This window comes from Paenibacillus sp. BK033 (genome assembly GCF_004345425.1).
GTDB lineage: Bacteria > Bacillota > Bacilli > Paenibacillales > Paenibacillaceae > Pristimantibacillus.
The window spans coordinates 972162-994933 of the sequence record NZ_SLVP01000002.1 but is presented as its reverse complement, the minus strand read 5'-3'; the positions used below and the strand labels follow the sequence as shown (position 1 = coordinate 994933).

Below are 22772 nucleotides of genomic sequence, written 5' to 3'. Positions count from 1 at the left end.
ACGACACATTGTAAATTTAGTCTAGAGAGACAAGAAAGAAGGATGGAGCGGTTGAGTAAAGGTTTACAAGCAGACGGTTCTGTCAAAAAGGGGCCCATTTTATTTGTTATGATTTTAGGCGCTTTTATTGCGACGCTGAACCAGACGATTATGAGCGTAGCCGGCCCCGAGCTGATGAATGACTTCGGCATATCGGCGACTACGGTCCAATGGCTGACGACCGGATACATGCTGGTCAACGGTATTTTAATTCCGATTACAGCCTTTTTGATGCAAAGATTTACGACGCGCGAGCTGTTCCAGACGTCAATGGTATTATTCCTGGCAGGTACCGTCGTATCGGCGCTCGCATCGGATTTCAACGTATTGCTTATCGGACGCTTGATTCAAGCGGCTGGCGCCGGTATTATCATGCCGCTACTCATGACCGTTATCTTAACCTTGTTCCCGCCCGAGAAGCGGGGCGGCGCAATGGGAATGGTTGGTTTCGCCATTATCTTCGCACCGGCGATTGGCCCAACTCTTGCCGGCTGGGTGCTCGAGAACTTTAAATGGGAAATGATGTTCTACGGCATGATTCCGCTTGCGGTTATCGTTATCATTTGCGGATATGTTTTTCTCACGAATGTTTCGGAGCGTTCGTATCCGAAGATCGATGTGATCAGCGTCATCTTGTCCACGATCGGTTTTGGCGCTTTGCTGTACGGCTTCAGCCGTGCGGGCAGCGCAGGATGGGAAAGCGCGGAGGTGCTTATCACGATTATCGGAGGCTTTATCGCCCTGGTGCTGTTTGTATGGCGTCAGCTCATTTCCGACAATCCGCTGCTTGATCTGCGCGCCTTTAAATACAATATGTACAGCTTAACGACGTTTATCAACATTGCGATTACGATGATTATGTATGCGGATATGATGCTGCTTCCGCTTTACCTGCAGAATGCGCGCGGTTATACCGCGATGGAATCGGGTCTGCTTCTGCTTCCGGGCGCGCTTATCATGGGCTTCCTGATGCCCGTTACAGGCAGACTGTTCGATAAATTCGGCGCCAAATGGCTATCCGTTGCCGGCATGATTATCGTTATCGTGACAACTCTCGGTTTCATTAATCTGACGGATACCACCAGCTATACGTATCTTGTTCTCATGTCGACCGGACGCCGTATCGGCATGGCGCTCCTGATGATGCCTGTTCAGACAGCGGGCCTCAATCAATTGCCTAACCGTCTGAACGCGCATGGCACCGCGATCTCGAACACGATCAGGCAGGTAGCGGGTGCGGTTGGCACGTCGCTTCTCGTAACGATCCTGACTACGCAAACGAAGTCCCATCTTGAGGATGCGATGACATCCGGGGCAACGGAAGGCATGACGCAACAGCAGATGGTAACGAACGCGACGATCAGCGGCATGAACGATGCCTATCTGGTTATCGTCGGAATTGGCGTTGTGGGTCTGATTCTGACCTTCTTCATCAAACGCGTTGCTCAAGCCTCTGACGAGAAACAGATCACAACGAAGATGAAGGTTCAGGAAGCTAGAGAAATGTAAATGTTACGCAATAAGAAATGAGCTGCCGCGAGGCAGCTCTTTTTGGCGTTTTGGATATTCCAGAAGATGAACGGACTGCTTGGGCTAATGAAGTCTCCGGATCAAAAGAAGCTATTCGATAAACTATGGAAAGATTGGATATACTACACAACTGAATGCTTAACGTTTGGAGGAGGCATATGCGCTTGATGCGAATAAGAAGCCGGCAACAATCTAACCGCAACCATAGCTCTGACCGATTCGAATCGAATGATCCTCCAATGCTTAGCGATCAGCATGTTGAATTAAGCACAAAGCTTTCTATAAACGAGAAGACGGTTAGGGGAATTTTTGAACAATGCTCCGATATCATTTTTCGTTCCATCAGCAGCAATCCTGAAATTCTTATCGTATATGCGGATGGTTTAATTGACAACAAAACGCTGGATAACATGGTGTTAGCGCCGCTCCTATATGAAGATGCCCCTATATCGGGGCAGATGATTCAAGATAAACTGTTTGCCGTCTCGCAAATTAAAACGGTTTCCACTTTAGGCGAAATAATCGATGGCATTCTGAAGGCGAATATTGTTCTCTTGGCTGACGGAGAAAACAAGGCTCTTGTCGCAGATCTAAAAGGATTCGAGAAACGCTCGATTGAAGAACCGGCTGCGGAAATATCCGTTCGCGGCCCAAGGGACGGATTTACGGAAACGCTGCGTACCAATACCAGCTTAATACGAAGACGAATCCGTAGTTCAAAGCTGAAAATGGAATCCGTTACGATAGGCAAAGTATCCCAGACAGATGTTGTTATTGTATATATTGACGGAATTGTCTCGAACGCAGTGCTGAAGGAAGTCCGCAATAGAATCGACCGGATTGTGATGGACGGGGTGTTGGAATCAGGCTTTATCGAAGAATTTATTGAGGATGCCCCATGGTCTCCATTCCCGCAAGTTCAAAATACCGAGCGGCCCGATATCGTATGCGCAAGTTTGCTCGAAGGAAAAGTCGCGATCCTTGTCGATAATACCCCGTTTGTGCTGATCGTTCCGATGACGTTTTGGACGGGTTTGCAGGCGGTTGAAGATTATTACGAACGTTCGATTTATACAACGTTTATTCGATTTGTCCGTTATTCCTTATTTAATATCGCACTGCTGCTTCCGTCCTTGTACGTCGCGCTCTCAACCTTCCATCAACAGCTTATCCCTACGAACCTGCTCATCAGTATCGCTAATTCGAGGGAGGGCGTTCCTTTTCCTACCTTTGTTGAGGCATTGTTAATGGAGTTTATGTTCGAGGGGCTTCGCGAGGCCGGTATTCGCATGCCTAAAGCCGTAGGCTCGGCCGTCAGCATTGTGGGAGCGCTTGTCATCGGACAAGCTGCCGTGCAAGCAGGCATCGTATCCGCTCCTGTTGTCATTGTTGTTGCCACGACAGGGATCGCCTCCTTTGCCATCCCGCGCTATAATTTCGGGACCGCTTATCGTCTTCTTCGTTTTCCAATGCTGATAATGGCGGGTATGCTGGGCTTATACGGGATTGTAAGCGGATTATTCCTGTTGATCATCCATCTTCTTGGCTTACGGTCGTTTGGAGTTCCGTATATGACTCCGGTCATTCCGCATATATCTCAAGGCTTGAAGGATATATTCATACGCGCGCCAAGGTGGAGTATGACCCAGCGTTCCGCCTTTTCATCAGGGGCAAATAAGACCCGCATTCCGGAAGGCCAACAACCAAGTTCAAAGAAAGGGAAAGCAGACGAATGAAAAAGTTGCGCAGGACCAGCTTGTTCTGTTTGGTTCTCTCTTTTACCTTAGTATCGGGCTGTTGGGATAGTTCGGAAGTAAATGAGATAGCGGTCGAACTTGCATGGGGGATCGACAATGCCCCGGACAAGAAAGTGATGATCAGTGCCCAGACGATCATTCCGACCAAAATAAGCGGCGGACAGCAGAACGGCAAAGGCGGAGGAGGCCAGGATAAACCGTTCTTTGTTGTTTCGGGTATCGGAATGAATACGCTCGAGGCGGTTAAGCAGATGCAGACTAAGCTTTCCAGGCAAGTGTTTCGCGGTCATCGGCGGGTCATCGTAATTGGTGAATCCATGGCTAGACAAGGTGTTAATGAGATATTCGATACGTATACCCGTGATCCGACACTCAAGCTGCGAACCGATATATTTATCGTCAAGGGAGGTACGGCAAGGGATTTTCTAAAAATATCGTATCCGTTGGAAATCATTCCCGCCCTTGGGGTTTTGGGGGAATATGGTCAAATGGGAACGCCCGTGGAAATGGGATTGTTGAACTTTTTGCATGCTGCAACGAGCGAAGGAGCTTGCCCTGTCGTACCTGCAATAACCATCGGCATGAACTCCGTGCCGCAAGGTCAAGAAAATCAGAATGAGCAATCCGGTTCCAATCATAATGGGTTCCGGATTGCAGGTACAGGAATTTTTAATAAAGAGCTGAAATTAGTCGGGTTTTTAGATTTAGAGGAAGGCCTCGCCATGCGCTGGGTAAACGGCAATCTGCGCAGTCTGACGGTATCCGCAGCAATACCGCAAGAGGAGGGGAATGTCAGTATTAATCTTTATAAGATGCAAAGCAAGATTCAGCCTGCACTCCAGAAGGGCAAGTTGAAAATTTTTGTTACATTAACGGGACAAGGAGCCATTCGTGAAAATAATACCAGGCTGGACTTAACACAGACGAATAATATTAGCCTGGTGCAAAACGCGTTGGACAAACAGGTCAATGAAACCGTCTCACGGACGATTGCCAAAGTGCAGAGAAAATACGGGACAGACGTGTTTGGATTCAGTGATACTATTAGAAGAAAAAACTTGGCATTATGGAAATCGATAAGGAATAACTGGGAAGAACAATTTAGGGAAGCGGAGATTTCTGTAAACGCAAAGATAACGGTTCGACGGATAGGGGTAACAGGACCCTCCTTGCAATTAAAAGCAGACGAGATCAAGAAATGAAGAAGTTCATTTCATCAATTGCCGAAGCCAATTAACTAGGAGAAGAATCGCAGGCAAAACCAAGTACATGGGCACCCATATATAAGGAACCAATATTTCGAAGTGATGACGGTAAATGTGCTCCGCAATATTTTTGGACATAGTCAATCCAAGAATGAGGGAGATGGCGCAGGACGGGATGACAAGCACACGGTAACTCTTCATATTCGTTAATTGTTGAATCCCTCTGACCGCCGCAAACATTAAGACGACGCTTTTTAGCAGCGCCGTCATTAATAAATAAAGCACGCCGAACATCTGTAAGTTTTCAATGAATTTTCCGATACTGATCAAACTAAGCAGGGTGTAAAGAGGGTACAGGAAACCGGAAAACATATCTCCGAAAACGGAAATCGCCATGACATCGAATAAGGTAACCATGATTCCGGAAAGCAAAGACGCGAGAATCGTAATTCTCAACACTTTATTGGGCTCTTTGGTCTCCGTCCAGAACATAGCAAGGGTAATGGTTTCTCCAAAGGATTGAGTGATGCCGGAGGGATAAACGGTCTTCATGACGGGCGCCCAGCCTTGTTCCAAAACAGGCAGCAAATTATGGAATTTCATAACATTGGAGCCTATGAGAAGAACGGCTTCAATACAAAACAAGAGCAATACGATCGGGAGAAACATTTCCCCCAGCCGGGAAATGCGTTCAATGCCACTATATACGCAATAGGCTATAATAAAGATAAAAACGCCTGAGATGACGATAAGCGGTGTATTAAACAAGATGGTAGTTGAAACCATATCCCGGATATCCGCTGTAATCCGTCCAACAATATAGATAAACAATAGGGGGTATAGAAATGCAATCGGAGTTCCGATCCATCGGCCAAATTGCGCGGGAAACCATTGCACAAGGGTTAGCCCCGGATTCATGCGCATCAAGGCGAGGAAGATTAGAACCACTACCAAGCCGAAGAAACAAGATATCAATTCCCCGATCCATGCATCCTTGCCCGCCTGAGCGCCAAAGCCGAAAATAATCGTAGTGCCTATTTGAAAAATAAAGGTGATTGCGAACAACTGATAGACCGTAATTTTACTCATCTTAACCTCGCAATTCCCATGATGAATTTTTTGAACAGTTATCATCTATTTTTCCAAATTAATCCTTTCTTATTCCGTCGGGGGATCGCGGGAAATCCTTCAATTGCTGCTTTGGACGGTAGTCTGCTTTTGTCCGGGGTGGTATAATAAAGCAATTATTGAGACTTTTCCCATCGTTTGAGTTGGCAAGGCGAAAGGTGGCGTTGCGATGAAAAGAAGCCGTATGAATCTGCTGATCCAGCATCTCGTCTCCTACTTTCTGGTATTGCTGTTCCCGCTCTTGATTATTTTGATCTACTATTATCCCCACTCCACGGCGGTCGTCAAGCAGAAGGAGATGGACTGGAATACGCATCTTACGGAGCAGGTAAGGACATCGATGGATACGTTTACGCGTTATGTATACAATCTGCCGTTCGAGCTGTTGAAAAACAGGGAAATCAAATTGTACAACGCCGAAGACATTGACTACCAACGCGTGCAAATCGCAAACGAAATGCGCAAATACAATGCCACGGACGGCTTTATCGACAACACCCTGCTTTATATCGAGAGTATGGGCTATTTATTCGCCAAAACAGGAAGCGCTTACAATGCGGGCGACTTCGGCAAGCCGGGCATCGGCTATTACTATAAAGACTGGCCGAATATGTTTAACGAGCTGAATCATTTGAAGGGGACGTTAGTTCGGCCGGTTGAGGATGTCATCATTCCGGGCAGCAATCATGTCCGCATGCTTACCTTCGCTCTGCCGCTTCCGATTGGCGGCTACGAGACGCCGGGAGCGGTACTCATTATGGTCCGCGAGGATACGATTATCCGGATGCTGAACTCGATGTCGGAGATGTACAGCGGAGACTTCTTTATACTGGATGGAGAGGGCGTTCCTCTGCTCACCTCCAGGAAAGGATCGTACATACCCACTAACGAAGTGCAAAGCTTCCTGAGCGGATTGGATAAGAGCGGCAAGGGAGCGGGCTTTTACGAGAAAGACGGCCGCTCTTACATTATCTCGCATACCGTGTCCGACAAGAACGGCTGGCAGTATGTGAGCGTCCTGCCTGTAACCGAGATGCTGCAGGGCATTCAGACGATCCAGCGCAATACCGTTCTTCTGATTGGCATCATGCTGCTGCTCGAATTTCTTATCATCTACGTGGCGATCCGCCGGAACTATCAGCCGATTAAGCGGATTGTGGATTTTGCTTCCAATTTGTTCGAGACCGGCGGCAGGAAGCCCATGAACGAATTCGAAATGATCTCTTTCGCTCTTGGCGAGCTTGTGTCCGTGAATACCTCCCTTGATGCGAGAGTGAAGCAGACGATGCCGGTGCTTCGGGATCATATGCTGCTGGAATTGGTAAGCGGGAAAGCGGGCAATGACGAAGCGTTTACGAGGCAGGCGGCTTCGTACGGCATAGCATTCCCGCACGAAGCGGTTGCCGTTGCCGTAATGTCGATCGAATCTCCGAAGAGCGGTGACGGGACGGATTGCCGGGCAGCAGAGTTTTTGAGAACAATGGAGGCGGAGCAGCCAAGCGAGAGTACCGGGTATTTTCTAAAGAGCATTTACAGTCACGAAATGATATACGTCTGCTCCCACGAGGCAGGCTTTGCGATAAAGCCGTATTTGGAGGATACCGGCAGGCAGCTGGAAGACCGGACAGGGGCAAAGGTCTATATCGGCATAGGGACCTCGAGCAAGCCCGAACGGGCAGAAGCCGTTCACGTCGCTTATCTGCAGGCGATTCGGGCAATGGAGCATCTTCAGCTGCGCGGAGGCAGTCCGGTTATCGTCTTCGATGAAATAGAGACGCCAAAAGCCGGCTCCGTATCCTACTACGCGGAGCTGCTGCAATCGCTCGAGTTGTCGATTTTGAAAAATGATGCCGGCGCGGTACGCTCCATTACGGACCGTATCATAGCCCAGATGAGCAGCGCGGGAATGCCGCCGCATATGGTCCGAAGCGTTTATATTAACACGGTGAGCGCCTTGCTTAACGGGCTGCAGCGATTTAGCCCGGAGGACGATGTCCTGCTCCGGCTTACGGATACGGCTTACCAGTTCCGGTATACGGTGGAGCAGATGGCCGATATCGTCCGGGACAGCTGCGAGCGGTTATGCCTCATGATCCAGAATACCTTGCAGCCTGTCCGAAATGCATCCCGGGACGACATTACGCGCTTTATCGAGAATAGGGGGTTAAACCCTGATTTCTCCCTTCAGCTGATTGCGGACCATTTTGCCATGTCGCCGTCCAACTTCAGCCATCACTTCAAGAAAACGATGGGCCAGAACTTTAAAGAATACATCGATTTATTCCGCATACAAACCTCTATTCAGCTGCTCAGGACGACGAACCAGACCTTGGAAGGCGTTGCCCAGCAAACGGGCTTCTCCAATACGTCGAGCTTTATCCGTTGCTTCAAAAAAATCGTAGGCACGACGCCCGGGCAATACCGGGAAACGCATAAGCTTATTTCCTGACATGCTGCACCTGCATCGCTGGCAAGCCTGCCGAATCGCTCGGCAGGCTTTGTTGTTGCCCTAGCAATAAAATGGCTCTCTTCCAGCCAAGAATCAGCCTTCTGCGCCTGGCAAGCGGCATTTTTTGAACATCCACAATAATTGAACAAGCAAAAATCGAAGCGTTTTCACCGGCGGTTAGTTAAACGCTTTCAAAAAATGCCAACCGTTCGAAAACTGTCCGTATACGGTATACCGCCGTACCGATTAGTGTGGATGTACCGGGCGGCGACGCCTCGGTGCGGCGCATCGGCTTTCGATGCGGCTGCCATCTTATTAATTGAATTGAGGGGGCAATTACATGCGGAAGAAAGTAGTCGGCATCATTACCGTCATGCTTGCTGCAACGACCATTATGTCGGCGTGCAGCAGCAACTCGAATTCGGGCGGAAGCAATACGGGAAGCAGTCCTGCGGCGGACGGCTCCGCCGGCAGCGGCGGCAATAGCGGCAAGAAAGTAAAGCTTACGGCGATTATGACCAAACATGCTTTGACGAAACCACTTAAGGATATGGAATGGCTGCAGCAGGTGGAGGAGAAGGCCGGCGTTGAGATTGATTGGCAGGAAATTACGGCCGACTGGGACCAGAAGAAAGGAACGCTGCTGGCAAGCGGAGATGTGCCGGATCTCTTTATCGGTCCTAACGTCATTACGGATGCGGATATGGCGCAATTCCAAGGGCTGTTTCAGGATCTGTCGGGCATGCTGGATAAGCTGCCTAACGTTCAGGCGATGTTTGACGCCAAGCCGGAGACGAAGAAAATCGCGGAGCAGCCGGACGGCAAAATTTACGGTCTGCCGAAATACCAGCGGTATTGGCCATCCACGGCTACCCGCCAATACATTAATCAGAAATGGCTGGATAACTTGGGCCTCCAAATGCCGACAACCTGGGATGAGCTGTACGATGTGCTTGTAGCGTTCAAAGAGAAGGACGCTAACGGCAACGGAGATCCGAACGACGAGATTCCTATGGATTGGCCTGGCGGAATAGGCGGTTATTTCAATCCGGCTTATCTTCTCGGCGGAGAAGGCATGACGCTGACCGACGGCAGCCCGCAAGGTTATTTCGTGGAGGACGGCGTCGTGAAGAACTATCTGGTCGATGATCGCTACAAACAGCTGGTTGTTTTTCTGAACAAGCTGTATAAAGCCGGCCTGATTAATCCGGAGGTATTCACGCATGATTATACGAAATACCAGTCCGTTGCCAGGGGTGAAGGGGATACGGCGAAGGTTGGCTTTACGATGGGCTGGGTGGCTTCCGACCGCTTTGGCGAGCAGCTTGCGCCGCAATACACCTCGATGTCGCCGCTTAAGGCAACGCCAGACAGCAGCGTATCGTGGAGCTATGATTACAATTCCTTGAACTATGGGGTTAATCAGCTTGTCGTATCGGCCAAATCGAAAAACAAAGACGCCATTATGCGGTTTATAAACGAGCTTTATGCGCCGGACATGGGCATGCAGGTTCTGTTCGGCTCCCTTGGACCCAATATTAAGGATAACGGCGACGGAAGCTACAGCGTGCTGCCGCCGGCCGACTCCAAGATGGATCCCGGCACATGGAAATGGACATCCACGATGGCGGATAACGGAGCGTTCTATATTCCGGATTCGCTTCAGCTCACGCTGGGCAAGGATATGCAGGAGGTTCTGGAGCAATCGAAGCCGATTGACGCGATTCAGATCGACGCGGATAACGACGTGTTCCCTACCTTTCTGAAATATTCGAGCGCCGACAACAGCACCATGGGACTGAACAACACCAACGTCATGAACCTGGCGAATACGAATTTCGCGAAATGGGTAACAAAAGGCGGCGTTGAAGGGGAATGGGACAGCTATGTCAAGGAAAGCGAAAAAGCCGGTTTGAAGCAGAATCTTGAGATTATGCAGAAGTACTACGACGAATACAAAAAGCAATAACGAACCGCGGAATTCGGCATGCCGCTTGACGGGGTATGCCGGCTCCGGCTGGCAAGGGAGGTTATCGGCCGATGCGATTATTAGGAGGAGGACTCCGGGCATTAAGACGGGATTATCAGCTGTGGATTATGATTGCGCCCGCGATCGCCGTTGTTCTGATCTTTAACTATATACCGATGTACGGCATTCAGCTGGCTTTCAAGGATTTCGATTTTACGAAGGGCCTAACCGGCGGCGCCTGGAGGGGCATCGATTACTTCAAGCAGTTCATTGACAGCTATCTGTTCACCGATCTGATGCGCAACACGTTCCTCATCAGCCTGGCAACCATTATCGTCGGGTTTCCGGCGCCTATTATTCTGGCGTTGATTCTGAATCAAATACGGCGCAAAAGGTTTAAAAATGTGATGCAGACGACGGTTTATCTGCCGCATTTCATTTCGATTATCGTCCTCGTGGGCATGATGAACGTGCTGATGTCGCCGGAGACCGGCGTTGTTGGCCATATGATGAAGGGGCTGGGGCTTGGCGATATCAACCTGATTGCCTCGACCAATACCTTTATCCCGGTCTACGTCCTGTCGGATATATGGCAGCATTGCGGCTGGAACAGCATTATTTATTTGGCTGCCTTGTCTACGGTTGATCCGCAGCTCTATGACTCTGCGAAGATTGACGGCGCGAGCAGAATGAAGATGATCCGGTATGTCGATCTTCCGGCGCTGGTTCCTACTATTATTATTTTGTTTATTCTGAGCATGGGCAATATTCTAAGCACGGGCTTCGAGAAAATCTTCCTGATGCAAAACGCTCTGAACCTGCCGGTCTCGGAGGTTATCGCCACGTATGTTTACAAAATCGGCATTGTGTCCAATCAGTTCAGCTATGCTTCCGCGATCGGTTTGTTTAATACGCTGATCAACTTTGTCTTCCTGTTTGGGATGAACGCGGCTTCCAAGAAAATGTCCAATACAAGCCTATACTAAGGAAGGAGGGATGCCATATGGCGCTCAAAGGCTTGAAAGGGAGCGAGCTCGCCTTTCATATCGCGCTTTACGCGTTATGCGCGGTTATATTCGTCATTATCTTATATCCGCTCTATTTCATCGTGATTGCCTCGTTTAGCGATTCAACGCTCGTGTCGACCGGGAAGGTGCTGTTTTTTCCGAAGGGCACAAGCCTGTTCGGCTATAAAGAGATTTTCCAGGACAGCCGGGTATGGACCGGCTACCGGAATACGTTGTTTTACACCTTGCTTGGAACGCTGGTCAACATGCTGTTTACGATGCCGGCCGCTTACGTGCTGTCGCGGAAGGAATTCAAAGCGAGACGTCCGATTATGTTTCTCTTTGTCGTCACGATGTTTTTTAACGGCGGACTGATCCCGACCTACCTGCTGATGAAGGATCTTCATATTACGAATACGTTCTGGGTATTTATCCTGCCTTTTTGCGTGAATATCTTCTATCTGATTATAGCCCGCACGTTCTTCGAGACCGCGCTGCCCGCTGAGCTTTACGAGGCGGCGGTGATGGACGGCTGCTCGCATTTCACGTATTTCGCCAAGGTCGCTTTGCCATTGTCCAAGGCTTTGATCTCGGTTATCGGGTTATATTACCTGGTCGGACACTGGAATGATTTCTTTACCGGCTTGATCTATATCCGGGACAATAATCTGCAGCCGCTGCAAATCGTGCTAAGGGATATTCTGCTGTCCAACCAGGTATTCCAGAACGGAGCGGGTACGGGCGGCGGCGCGGCATCGGGCGGTTACGCCCAGCGATATGCCGACCAGATCAAATACGGCGTTATTATCGTGTCTTCTCTGCCGATTCTTATGCTGTACCCGTTCCTGCAAAAATATTTCGAGAAAGGGGTCATGATTGGTTCCGTAAAAGGATGATTCCATAAGGGGAGAGGAGCTTGCACGAATCTATGAAGCTGAAAAAGCTTGTTATGCTTACGCTGGTATTGTCATTAACCCTGCCGCTTACCGCGATGGGAAGCGGGGAGGGAAATAAGCCGGGCTCCGGCGCTGCGCCGGCAGCTCCGGCCTTCACCGATGTGTCGGTGCACGACCCTTCTATCGTCCGGGACGGGGATTCGTATTACGTATTTGGCTCCCATATCGAAGCGGCCAAGTCTACCGATCTGATGAACTGGACGACCTTCACCAACGGGTATACGACACCTAATAACGTGCTTTACGGCAATCTCTCGCAAAATCTGGCCGCTTCCTTCAAATGGGCGGGCGAGAATGACTCCGACAGCAAAGGCGGCTTCTCCGTCTGGGCGCCGGATGTGTTCTGGAATGCCGACTACCGCAATGCGGACGGTACAAAAGGCGCTTATATGCTTTATTACTGCACGTCTTCGACGTATATCCGTTCGGCGATTGGCTTTGCGGTATCGCAAAATATCGAGGGCCCGTACACGTACGTAGATACGCTTGTGTATTCCGGCTTCACGGCAAACGAAGCTTATGACGCAAACAGCGCCATCAATAAAAAGTGGACCAATACCAACATTCCGCAACTGATCTCGGCAGGCAAGCTGGACGGCGAGAGCGGCAACTGGTTTAATGCGGACGGAACGTTCGCCAATATCAACTATCCGAATGCCATTGACCCGCAGCTGATGTTCGACAAGAGCGGCAAGCTATGGATGTCCTATGGCTCCTGGTCGGGCGGCATCTTCACCCTGCAGATTGATCCGGCGACCGGCAGAGCCATTTATCCGGGCAAGGATTCGGTAACGAAGGACGGAAGAATGGTAGACCGTTATTTCGGCACCAGGATCGCGGGCGGTTATTACAAATCCGGCGAAGGGCCTTACATGGTTTATAACAAAGATACGGACTACTACTATTTGTTTGAAACCATCGGCTGGCTAGGGGCGGACGGCGGCTATAACATGAGACTGTACCGTTCGAACAACCCGCTTGGTCCATTCGTGGATGCGGCAGGGAAAAGCGCGGTGCTAGCGGAGGATACCGACAACTCGGCCGTTGGCAACAAGCTGATGGGCAACTTCCTGTTCAAGAGGGAAGTAGGGGACCCGGGAACCGGAATCGGCTACGGCTATGTATCGCCGGGGCATAATTCCTTCTACCAGGATCCGAAGACGGGAAAAATGTTCCTTGTCTTCCATTCCAGATTCCCGCAAAAAGGCGAGGTCCACGAGGTTCGCGTCCATCAAATGTTTATGAACAAGGACGGCTGGCTCGTAGCCGCGCCATATAGGTATTCGGGAGAATCCCTGGAGAAGGTAAACCGCCAGGATCTGATCGGCGACTATAAGTTTATCAATCACGGCAAAAGAACAACGGCCGATATCGTGGAATCGAGCTATATTACGCTCGGCAAGAACAACAAAGTGTCGGGCGATGGGAACGGCACATGGAAAACAAACGGCCAAAACGAGGCCGAGCTGACGCTGGACGGCAAGACGTACAAGGGCGTGTTCGTTAAGGGCTGGGATCCGATGTCCGAGTCGTTTGCGATGACTTTTACGGCGATGTCTGATGACGGGGTTACGATCTGGGGCAGCAGGCAGGAGGAGAAGACGGACTCGCAGATTGTACAGGATGTGCTGGCGGATTTGACTGTAGGAGATACAAGCCGCGTCATTGCGAATTTGAATCTTCCATTGGAAGGGGCACGCGAATCATCTATTACTTGGTCTAGCAGTAATCCTTCCGTTGTATCTTCCGAGGGTGTTGTAACCCGGCCGGCTTCCGGCTCGACTGCTGCGACGGTAAATTTAACGGCGGTTGTTAAGAAGGGGACGGTTTCGGAAGCAAAGAACTTCGCCTTAACGGTCCTTCCTTACACGAATGCTTCCCTGTCTGCAAAGTATTCGTTTGAAAATAATGTAATCGACTCGACCGGCAGCTTTGGAGCGGGGTCGGTTACCGGCAACCGGATCGATAACACGGGAGGTACGTTATCTTATTCGGCAGGCGTGGTTGGTCAAGCTGCCGTATTCGACGGCAATTCCGGCGTGCGGCTGCCTAACAAGCTGATCGACGGCAATCAATATTCCGTATCGCTTTGGGTGAAGCCCGACCAGCTGACGACTTATACGACAACCTTTTTCGGCGCCAAGGACGGCTTTAACTGGGTGAGCCTGGTGCCAAAGGGTCCGAATGGCGACAATACGATGGTATGGTCCGGAAGCGGTGTCTGGTATGACGGCATCGCGGGACTTACGATTCCAACCGGTGAATGGACGCATCTCGCGTATTCCGTTGATAACGGCACTTTGACCGTTTACGTTAATGGCGTGCAGAAATTCAGCGGCTCGAATTTCCCGGATATTTTTACCGGGACGGATTCGGTTTTCAGCCTTGGCGTGAACTTGTGGGATGCCCCGTTCAAAGGGCAGCTTGATGAGCTGCAGGTGTATGAGGGAGCTTTGAGTCCGGTTCAAGCAGCCGAATTGGCCAATCGATAGAGCAATAGTTACGGGACGATGCGGGCATTGGCTCAGCGGCGTCCCGTTTGCGTTTTTTTCCCCTAATAGGCGAGCGTACAGGAAGAATTGTCCATTAAAAGGCCATTTGTACCCCCGAAATCGGGAAATCGGTACGCTAAACGACCGAGATGTACCTACCTTCCCGAACGGGGGACCGCTACAATCAGGTGTACGGTAAGCGTTTTCATTGGTAGGACCGCATCGGAAAGCACCCTCTACATAAGATGCGGACAGCGCTGCCGAATAACTTGGGTAAAGGGGATGCAAAGATTGAGCGTTAACGCAAAACGCCGGAGCAGGACGTGGATGGGCATGCTGCTGATCATCGCCGTCCTGGCGCAAATCGGCTTCATACCTCCGGGGACGAATGTCGCGAAGGCAGCCGACAACGGCTTGGCGCAAAAGCCTTACATGGGCTGGAGCAGCTACAGCATGCAGGTATACGACGGCCCGTCGGGCAACTGGATTTCGGAAGACAAGATCAAGCTGATGTCCGATACGATGCACGAGAAGCTTCAGGCACACGGCTACGAATACATTAATATCGACGCGGGCTGGAACGGCAGCATGGACGAATACGGCCGGCCGATTCCCAGCACGGAGAAGTATCCGAACGGCTTCAAGAACCTTGTCGACTATGTGCATGCCAACGGGCAAAAGCTCGGTATCTATATGATTCCGGGCATATCGCCGGACGCGGTTGAACGCGACCTGCCGATCTACGGAGCACCGGAATGCACAATCGGAGACATCGTCGTGAGGCCTTTCAAATACGGCGATTATTGGAATCTTGGCTACAAGATCGATTTCAGTAATCCATGCGCGCAAAAATGGGTCGACTCCGTTGCCGATCTGATCGCGTCTTGGGGCGTCGACTTCGTCAAGTTCGACAGCGTGACGCCGGGCTCGGGCCATAACGACGAGAGCATCGATGCGCGCGGCGACGTGAAAGCGTGGTCCGAAGCGTTAAGCAAGCACGGCATCTGGCTGGAGCTGAGCTGGGCGCTTGATCACAACTACGTCGATTATTGGAAGAAATACGCCAACGGCTGGCGCATCGACTGGGATGTCGAGGCGTACGATCCGAACATTGGCATGACGCAATGGGCGAATATCGCCAGGTTGTTCCCGGGCGCGGCTCTTTGGTGGCGCGACGCAGGTCCCGGAGGCTGGAACGACTTCGACTCCCTGAACGTCGGCAACGGCGAAACGTCGGGCTTGACGAAGGACGAAAGGCAGACGGCGGCTACGCTGTGGGCTGCTTCGGCAGCGCAATTTTATACCGGGGATGACTTGACCAATCTGGATGATTACGGTTTATCGCTCTATACGAACGATGAGGTAATCGCCGTCAATCAAGCGGGCCATCCGATTCATCCGGTATCGATGGATACCGATCAGCAAGCCTGGTACGCCAACAACGGCGACGGCACGTATACGGTGGCGCTCTTCAATCTGGGCAGCAAAGGCGCGCGGGTTGGCGTGAAATGGAGCGATATCGGCCTGAACGGTTCCGGCTCGATCCGAGACCTGTGGAGCCATAAGGAAATGGGCAGCTCGGCGACCGGCATTGATCCGCTATTCCTCGAGCCGCACGCATCGCGTCTGTTTAAGGTGACGGTGCAAAACGGTACCTCGATCGTCAACGATGACGATACCGGGATGAAATATACGGGCGAGTGGACGCGCAACGGCGGCAACGAGCTTGTGCGCGACGCCCAGGACTTATCCGTTGTTGTCACGGATTCTTCGAGTTCGGGCGGCAGCTCCGGCGGTGATCCGGGCGCTGGCACCGGCGGCGATTCCAGTGCCGGTTCCTCGGGTTCAGGAGACGCTGCGGCTTCCTCCTATACGGTTACGATCAACGATGACGATCCGGCGATAACGTACGCCAATAAATGGGGGCACAGCACCGGCCGGTCCTTCGGCGATTACATGGGCGACGTGCATTACGGCGAGCCGGATGGTTCGGAGCCGGAGTTCACGTACACGTTCGAGGGGACAGGAATTGAGCTGCTATCGGAGCAAAGCACAAGCAGCGGCAAGATTGATATCTATATCGACGGAGAGTTTAAGTCGACGGTTGATTCATACGGCAGCGAATCGAACGGGCAGCACTCCGTGTACAGCGTGGCGGATTTGCCGCAAGGCACGCATACGCTGAAGGCGGTCAGGAATGCCGGCGGCCAATATTATTTCCTTGTTGACGCCTTGAAGGTCACGGCGGACACGCTGCTGGGCACCCCTTCGGGCACCAGCTTCAATAAGGACGTGCAAGCCGACATTACGGTTCCGCTGCAGCTCGGCGCCAGCTCCTTCTCGGGCATCAGCAACGGCGCCGCATCCTTGCAGCCGGGTACCGACTATACGGTATCTGACGGCGTCGTGACGATCAAGTCGTCTTATCTGGCGCAGCAGGCGTCCGGTCAATCGGCAGCTCTAAGCTTCAAATTCGCGGGAGGAGCAGCGCAGACGTTGTCCGTGGCCATTAGCGGCACTTCGATCAGTCCGGTATCGGCTTCCTTCGACAAACGTCCGGCCGCTCAGGCAGACCTTGCGGTTACGCTGACGCTTGGCGACTCTAACGAGCTGACCGGCGTCAAGAACGGAGCCAATGCCTTGACCGAAGGAACGGATTATACTTTAGACGGCAACGTTGTCCGCATCGCCAAATCCTATTTGGCATCACTGCCGGCCGGGAATGCGAGCTTGTCTTTCGAATTCTCGGGCAGCAGTCCGAGAACGCTCGCGCTTACGATTCTGAATTCGGCTTCTCCTGGCCGCTACAACTTCGTAAACAACGACGATCCGGGCATCCGTTATACGGGCAGCTGGAACCGCAGCGGCGGCCGCGGCCTTGGCGATTACAAGGATGACGTGCAGTGGACGGAGAACAACGACTCCTTCTTTACGTATACGTTCCAAGGCACGGGGATCGACTATATTACCGAAGTAGACGAGGGTCAAGGCAACGTCGAAATCTTCATCGACGGAGTCAGCCAGGGCAATGTAAGCACGTACGAAGCGGGTGCGCACAACGCGCCGCAGCGGACGGTGTATACGGTACGCGGCTTGACGAACGGCTTCCATACGATCAAAGCCGTGAAGAAATCAGGAAAATTCATGCTGCTCGACGCGCTGCGCGTACAGCTGCCGGACCTGATCGATGTCTCCTCGACGGACTTTGCGAAGAACGCGCCTGCTGACGTCAGCGTGAATCTGCTCGCAAGCCCGGATAGCCTGAACGGCGTCTATAACGGCGGAGCGGCGCTTGTTCGCGGCACCGATTATACGATTGAGGATCATGTTCTGACGATCAAGCAGCAATACCTGGCCGCTCAGCCGGTCGGCACAACGAAGCTGACGCTCCGCTTCCGGGGCGACTACGGCGACGACGCGCATGCGTCCGCGGCGGAAGGAGCTGCATACACCTATACGTTTAAAGGCACCGGCATCGAGCTGCTGTCGCCGGTTGGTCCAAAGCAAGGCGAGATGGACGTATACATCGACGGAGAGCTGAAGACGACGGTTAACGCTTATGCGGACAGCCGCGACTCGCAAGTAAGCTTGTACAGCGTCTCGGGATTGACCCCGGGTTCGCATACGATCCGCGTCGTTAAAAAGTCCGGTGAACTGATGCTTGCCGACGCCCTCCGGTTTACCGCTGCGGAAGCAAGCGTGCCGCCGGTATCGGGAGGCGGAGGTGTCGCGAGTCCGCCGGTCGATCCTGCTGCGCCAAAGGTTGTTCGCACGACGCAGCCGGACGGCACGGTGCGGGATGAGCTGTCGCTGGCCGGCACGGAAGCGAAAGCGTGGATTGACGCGCGCAAGGCATCGGGAGCAAGCGCCTTGAAGCTGGTGGTGCCGGATTCGAAGGGTCAAGCGGCAGAGGCCGGCGTGAAGCTGGATGCGGAAGCGGTCAAGCAGCTCGCGGCAAGCGGGCTCGATCTGGATATTGACGTGTCCGGCGCGAAGATCCATGTGCCTAACGCCTTACTGAAAAACATAAATACGGAAGTTCATTTCGTCATTTCGCCAGTTGCTGAGCAGAAATCGCAGCTCGAGCGCCGCGCCAATCTGTCGACGGTTGTATCCGAAGCCGTCAAGGACAGCAAGATTACGCTGATTGGCATTCCGGCGAACATTGATACCAACCTGCCGGCAGGAGAGACTACGCTTGTGCTGCCGCTGCCTGCGGGAGATTGGAGCTCCGAAGCGCTATCGCATATCGGCGTCTATATCGAGCATAGCGACGGCACAGTGGAATACAAGCAAGGCGCTGTTATTGATATGGACGGCGGCAAGGGGATCCAGTTTAAGAACTCGAAGTTCAGTACATTTGCGCTTATGAAGCTGGGTGATGCATCAGGATCCGCTCCGGCTGCGTACATGAATGGCTTCGAAGGCAATCTGTTCAAGCCGGAAAAGGCGATTACCCGCGCGGAGATGGCGACCATCCTGTCGCGTATTGCACAGGACGCCACGGCAGGAGAAGATGGCCGCGTTTATAGCGACGTCAAGCAGGACTACTGGGCGGCGGAAGCGATCCGCAAAGCTACGGCAGCCGGTTTGATGAACGGTTATACCGACGGTACGTTTAAACCGGAGAAGGCGATTACGCGCGCTGAGATGGCGCAGCTCGCCGTGCGGCTGGCCGGCGGCGGTTCCAAATTAGGGGCAGGCTTCGCGGATACGACCGGTCACTGGTCGGAGCAAGCGGTGAAAGCCGCAGAAGGAGCCGGTTACATTAAAGGTTACGCCGATGGCACATTCCGGCCGGATCGCACGCTGTCTCGCGCCGAAGCCGTAGTTGTAATCAATCGCTCGCTGGGCATTAACCCATCCAGCGGCGGAGATTCCTCCTGGAAGGACGTTCCGGCAAGCTATTGGGCATCCGGCGATATTGAAGCGGCATCCATACAATAATAAGTCCTAAAAGCAAAAGAAGAAGCATCGCTCTCCGTTTAACGGAGGGCAATGCTTTTTCGTGTTAGAACCGGATGACCCGGTATTCGTACCTGCCTAATTCCAGCCTGGTGCCTTCAACAAGCGGCTCCTGCGTGAGCTCGTCAACCGCTGCACGCGGAATCGTTACGCTCCCGCCGCCACCATCCATATTCACAATGATCCATATCTCAAAGCCTTCGCCGCGTCTTGGGGCAACGATAGTACCCTTCGTCACGTCGGAGAGGAGCGTTACGCCCGCCTCATCCGCATAATGCGCGATAAGGGCTTCCATTAAGCGCTGTCCGTTCTCGCCGGCGGGCAAGGAGCCCAGCATGACGATTTTTCCTTTGCCGTGCGTCTTCTCGGTAATCCACGCAAGCTCCGGCGTTAAACCGCCCTCCATCGTTCCAACCGTCTCTGCGTCTACCGGTTTAAAGACACTGCTCCACAACGTAAGAGGAGCCGAATGGCCCTTCGCATGCCCAACCGTGCCGCTGCCATCCATCGGATAGGCATAGACGACTTCCACGCCTGCCAGCCGTTCCAGCCTGCCCAGAGCTGCGTCTATCGGAATCGTATGCTCCTCCGTGCGCCCGCCCGTCAACGGGCCAATGACCCAAAAGCCGCCATACTCAACCAGCTCCAATGCCCGGTCCATATAGTCCGGCGATATGTAAGGCAGGAATGGCGTGAAGAGCAGCTTGTAACCGTCCAGCTCGTTACCCTCCGGTACGACATCCCTATGAATGCCGGCGTTAAGAATCCTTGTGTAAAAATCCGTGATTAACCCCCGATGGTTCAGCTTGCGGTGAGGCTCCGTCTTCAGAAATGCCTTCGCCCGGTCCGAATAAGCAAGGGCAACCTCCGCTTGCGCCGGACGGGTGCTCAAAATCACTCTTTCCAACTCCTTACGGGCTTTCTCTACCTCAAGCACCTGGTTATACCCAATTGCCGGTTTGCCCCATGCGCTTAAGACCGAGCCATGCGGCTGCTCGCAGCCCGCCCGCTGCTGCCGCCAAAGCCAATAGCAGAACGCTTCGGCGCCAAGAGCGTACGCGGCAACGGCTTCCGCGCGAAGATAGCCGTCCGGATGCGGCTTCGCGTAGCTTTCTAATGAAGCTGCAAAGGACGGGCTGGTCTCCATAATCCAATAATCACGGCCGCGCTTGAAGCAGCGGAACAAATCGTTATTAATAAGAAACGCCGGAACATGATCGGTTGTGGCGTACGTATCAAAGGAAGCGAAATCAAGCCCGCGGAAGAGCCGTTCATTATCGACGCTAAACGCCATGCTGCTGTTATGGGTAATCGGTGCATCGGAATATCGGCGGATAATCGCCGCCTGTTCATCGGCGAATTCGGCGATTGCCTCCATCGAGAACAGCCGGTACATGGTCTTCAGCGAAGAATTATGCAGGAAGGGAGCGGGACCGGGCTGCGGCACCTGGTCGAACCGGTGATAATATTCACTCCAAATCCGGGTTCCCCAGGCATCGTTAAGTCTCTCAATCGTCCCGTAACGCCGTTCCAGCCACTTATGCCATTCCGATAGACAGGTACGGCACATGCATTCCGACACCTGGGCCTTGAATTCATTGTCCAGCTGCCAGCCGATGAGGCCCGGGAGCCGTCCTATTGCCCGCGCAATATTTTCGGTAATAATCGCTGCCTTTTCCCTGAAAAAGGGATGATTCGTGCAGGCATGCTGCCTTGAGCCATGTCCCATCGTCTGACCGTTCGCATCGACATACATCCGTTCGGGATGTCCGTGGCTGATCCAGATTGGCGGTGTCGCCGTAGGCGTGCACATGACGGTATCGATCCCGTTCTCATGCAACCGCTTTACGATACGCTCGAAAAAGCTCATATCGATCTTGCCCTCATGCGGCTCCATTCCCGACCAGGCGAACTCCCCGATCCGTGCCACGTTAATGCCGGCTTCCTTCATCCGTTTCAAATCCTCTGCCAGAACCTCCTCATTCCACAGCTCCGGATACCAGGCTGCCCCATGATACAGCTTCTTTCCCATAAGCCCACCTCTACTCGACTGGAATAACACGCAGTTTTACTATAGGCGCTCGAAGAGGGGGGGGACAATCGTACAATTTTGTCAGGTTTACCGGGACCTTCTACTATTTTGACGGGTTTGCATTATCTTGATTTACGCCCGTATCCAGGGTTTGAAAGGGCTTTCTCAAAAATGTCCGATTGGCGGAAAGGCGGGGGAGGCTTAATAATTAGGTCATGCGACGCAACCAAAACTTGGAGGTGACCCTAAATGAAGCAGGCGGCTGCTCCCGGCCAAGCAGAACTGATGCAGGCGACGGCAAGCCATAACAGAACAAGATCCAACGTGCTGGCGAGACTCAAGAAAGACAAGTGGCTGTACTTGCTTTTAACTCCAGGCTTGCTATACTTCATTATTTTCAAATACGTACCCATGTGGGGCGTGCTTCTGGCGTTCAAAAACTATCAGCCCTTCCTTGGCTTCTGGAAGAGCGATTGGGTGGGACTGGAGCATTTCCGGGTGTTCTTCACCAATCCCGAATTTTTCATGCTGCTGCGAAACACTTTAGTACTCTCCTTATACAACCTGGTGTTTTACTTTCCGGCACCTATTATATTAGCCCTTCTATTAAACGAGCTGAGGCTGGCGTTCTTCAAAAGAATCGTGCAGACGTTGATCTACATTCCGCATTTTATCTCGCTTGTCATCGTAGCCAGCTTAACGTACGTCTTCCTGACGACCGAAGGCGGCGTGATTAACGAATTCCTGTTCAAATACACGGGCGCCAAGATCGATTTCCTTGCCAGTCCGGAATGGTTCCGGCCGATGATTATCATGCAGACCGTCTGGAAGGAAACCGGCTTCGGCACGATTATATTTCTGGCAGCGCTTGCAGGGGTAGACGTCGAGCAGTACGAAGCGGCGATTACGGACGGGGCAAACCGGTGGAGGCAATTATGGCATATCACGCTTCCGTCCATCCGGAGCACGATTATTATTTTGTTGATTCTTCGGATGGGCGACGTGCTCGACAATGGCTTCGAACAGATCTTCCTGATGCTGAACCCGCTGAACCGGGAGTCTGCCGAGGTGTTCGATACCTATGTCTATATGATGGGGATCACGCAAGGGGCGTTCAGCTATAGTACGGCGGTTGGCTTGTTCAAGGCGGTTGTTGGCGTCACGCTTGTGCTCGGAGCGAATTGGCTGGCCAAACGGTTTGGGCAATCCGGTATCTATTAAGAGACTTGAAGGAGGAGGGAAT

At 52.3% G+C, this 22772-nt stretch carries 12 protein-coding genes; 10 read left to right on the top strand and 2 right to left on the bottom strand.

Annotated elements, in window-relative coordinates:
• Window positions 1–108 precede the first annotated feature (108 nt).
• The 3 genes from EV294_RS11370 (at window position 109) to EV294_RS11360 (ending at window position 4528) form a co-directional block, all read left to right on the top strand.
• On the top strand, window positions 109–1548 hold the full coding sequence (locus tag EV294_RS11370) for a DHA2 family efflux MFS transporter permease subunit (RefSeq protein ID WP_243711645.1): 1440 nt from the start codon (window positions 109–111) through the stop codon (window positions 1546–1548).
• Between the two features lie 188 nt (window positions 1549–1736).
• Entirely contained in the window at window positions 1737–3305 is a 1569-nt protein-coding gene (locus EV294_RS11365; protein ID WP_132307173.1) for a spore germination protein, read from the top strand.
• Window positions 3302–4528, top strand: coding sequence for a Ger(x)C family spore germination protein (locus tag EV294_RS11360; protein WP_132306789.1), 1227 nt, complete (start codon window positions 3302–3304; stop codon window positions 4526–4528). Before EV294_RS11365 ends, EV294_RS11360 begins: the two co-directional genes overlap by 4 nt.
• A 6-nt stretch (window positions 4529–4534) precedes the next feature.
• Here the strand turns inward: EV294_RS11360 and EV294_RS11355 are convergent, their stop codons facing one another.
• On the bottom strand, window positions 4535–5620 hold the full coding sequence (locus tag EV294_RS11355) for a GerAB/ArcD/ProY family transporter (RefSeq protein ID WP_165930653.1): 1086 nt from the start codon (window positions 5618–5620) through the stop codon (window positions 4535–4537).
• Window positions 5621–5828: 208 nt separating this feature from the next.
• On the opposite strand from EV294_RS11355, the gene EV294_RS11350 reads away from it, so the two are divergent.
• From EV294_RS11350 to EV294_RS11325, 6 genes are all read left to right on the top strand, one after another.
• Entirely contained in the window at window positions 5829–8108 is a 2280-nt protein-coding gene (locus tag EV294_RS11350) for an AraC family transcriptional regulator (RefSeq protein WP_132306785.1), read from the top strand.
• 340 nt (window positions 8109–8448) lie between these two features.
• Window positions 8449–10077, top strand: a complete 1629-nt coding sequence (locus EV294_RS11345) for an ABC transporter substrate-binding protein (protein WP_132306783.1) — start codon at window positions 8449–8451, stop codon at window positions 10075–10077.
• A gap of 71 nt (window positions 10078–10148) precedes the next feature.
• Complete coding sequence (locus tag EV294_RS11340) at window positions 10149–11063, top strand: ABC transporter permease (protein WP_132306781.1); 915 nt, start codon at window positions 10149–10151, stop codon at window positions 11061–11063.
• 17 nt (window positions 11064–11080) lie between these two features.
• Complete coding sequence (locus tag EV294_RS11335; RefSeq protein ID WP_132306779.1) at window positions 11081–11980, top strand: carbohydrate ABC transporter permease; 900 nt, start codon at window positions 11081–11083, stop codon at window positions 11978–11980.
• 32 nt (window positions 11981–12012) lie between these two features.
• Window positions 12013–14532: a LamG-like jellyroll fold domain-containing protein gene (locus EV294_RS11330; RefSeq protein WP_243711626.1), complete on the top strand. Its 2520-nt coding sequence runs from the start codon at window positions 12013–12015 to the stop codon at window positions 14530–14532.
• A gap of 291 nt (window positions 14533–14823) precedes the next feature.
• Window positions 14824–19479 carry a X2-like carbohydrate binding domain-containing protein gene (locus tag EV294_RS11325; protein ID WP_243711625.1) on the top strand — a complete coding sequence of 1552 codons (4656 nt, stop codon included), beginning with the start codon at window positions 14824–14826 and terminating at the stop codon, window positions 19477–19479.
• 64 nt (window positions 19480–19543) lie between these two features.
• Here the strand turns inward: EV294_RS11325 and EV294_RS11320 are convergent, their stop codons facing one another.
• Complete coding sequence (locus EV294_RS11320; RefSeq protein WP_132306773.1) at window positions 19544–21529, bottom strand: beta-galactosidase; 1986 nt, start codon at window positions 21527–21529, stop codon at window positions 19544–19546.
• Between the two features lie 249 nt (window positions 21530–21778).
• Between EV294_RS11320 and EV294_RS11315 the strand changes: the two genes are divergently transcribed.
• Window positions 21779–22750, top strand: coding sequence for an ABC transporter permease (locus tag EV294_RS11315; RefSeq protein WP_481856062.1), 972 nt, complete (start codon window positions 21779–21781; stop codon window positions 22748–22750).
• The last annotated feature ends 22 nt before the right edge of the window (window positions 22751–22772 follow it).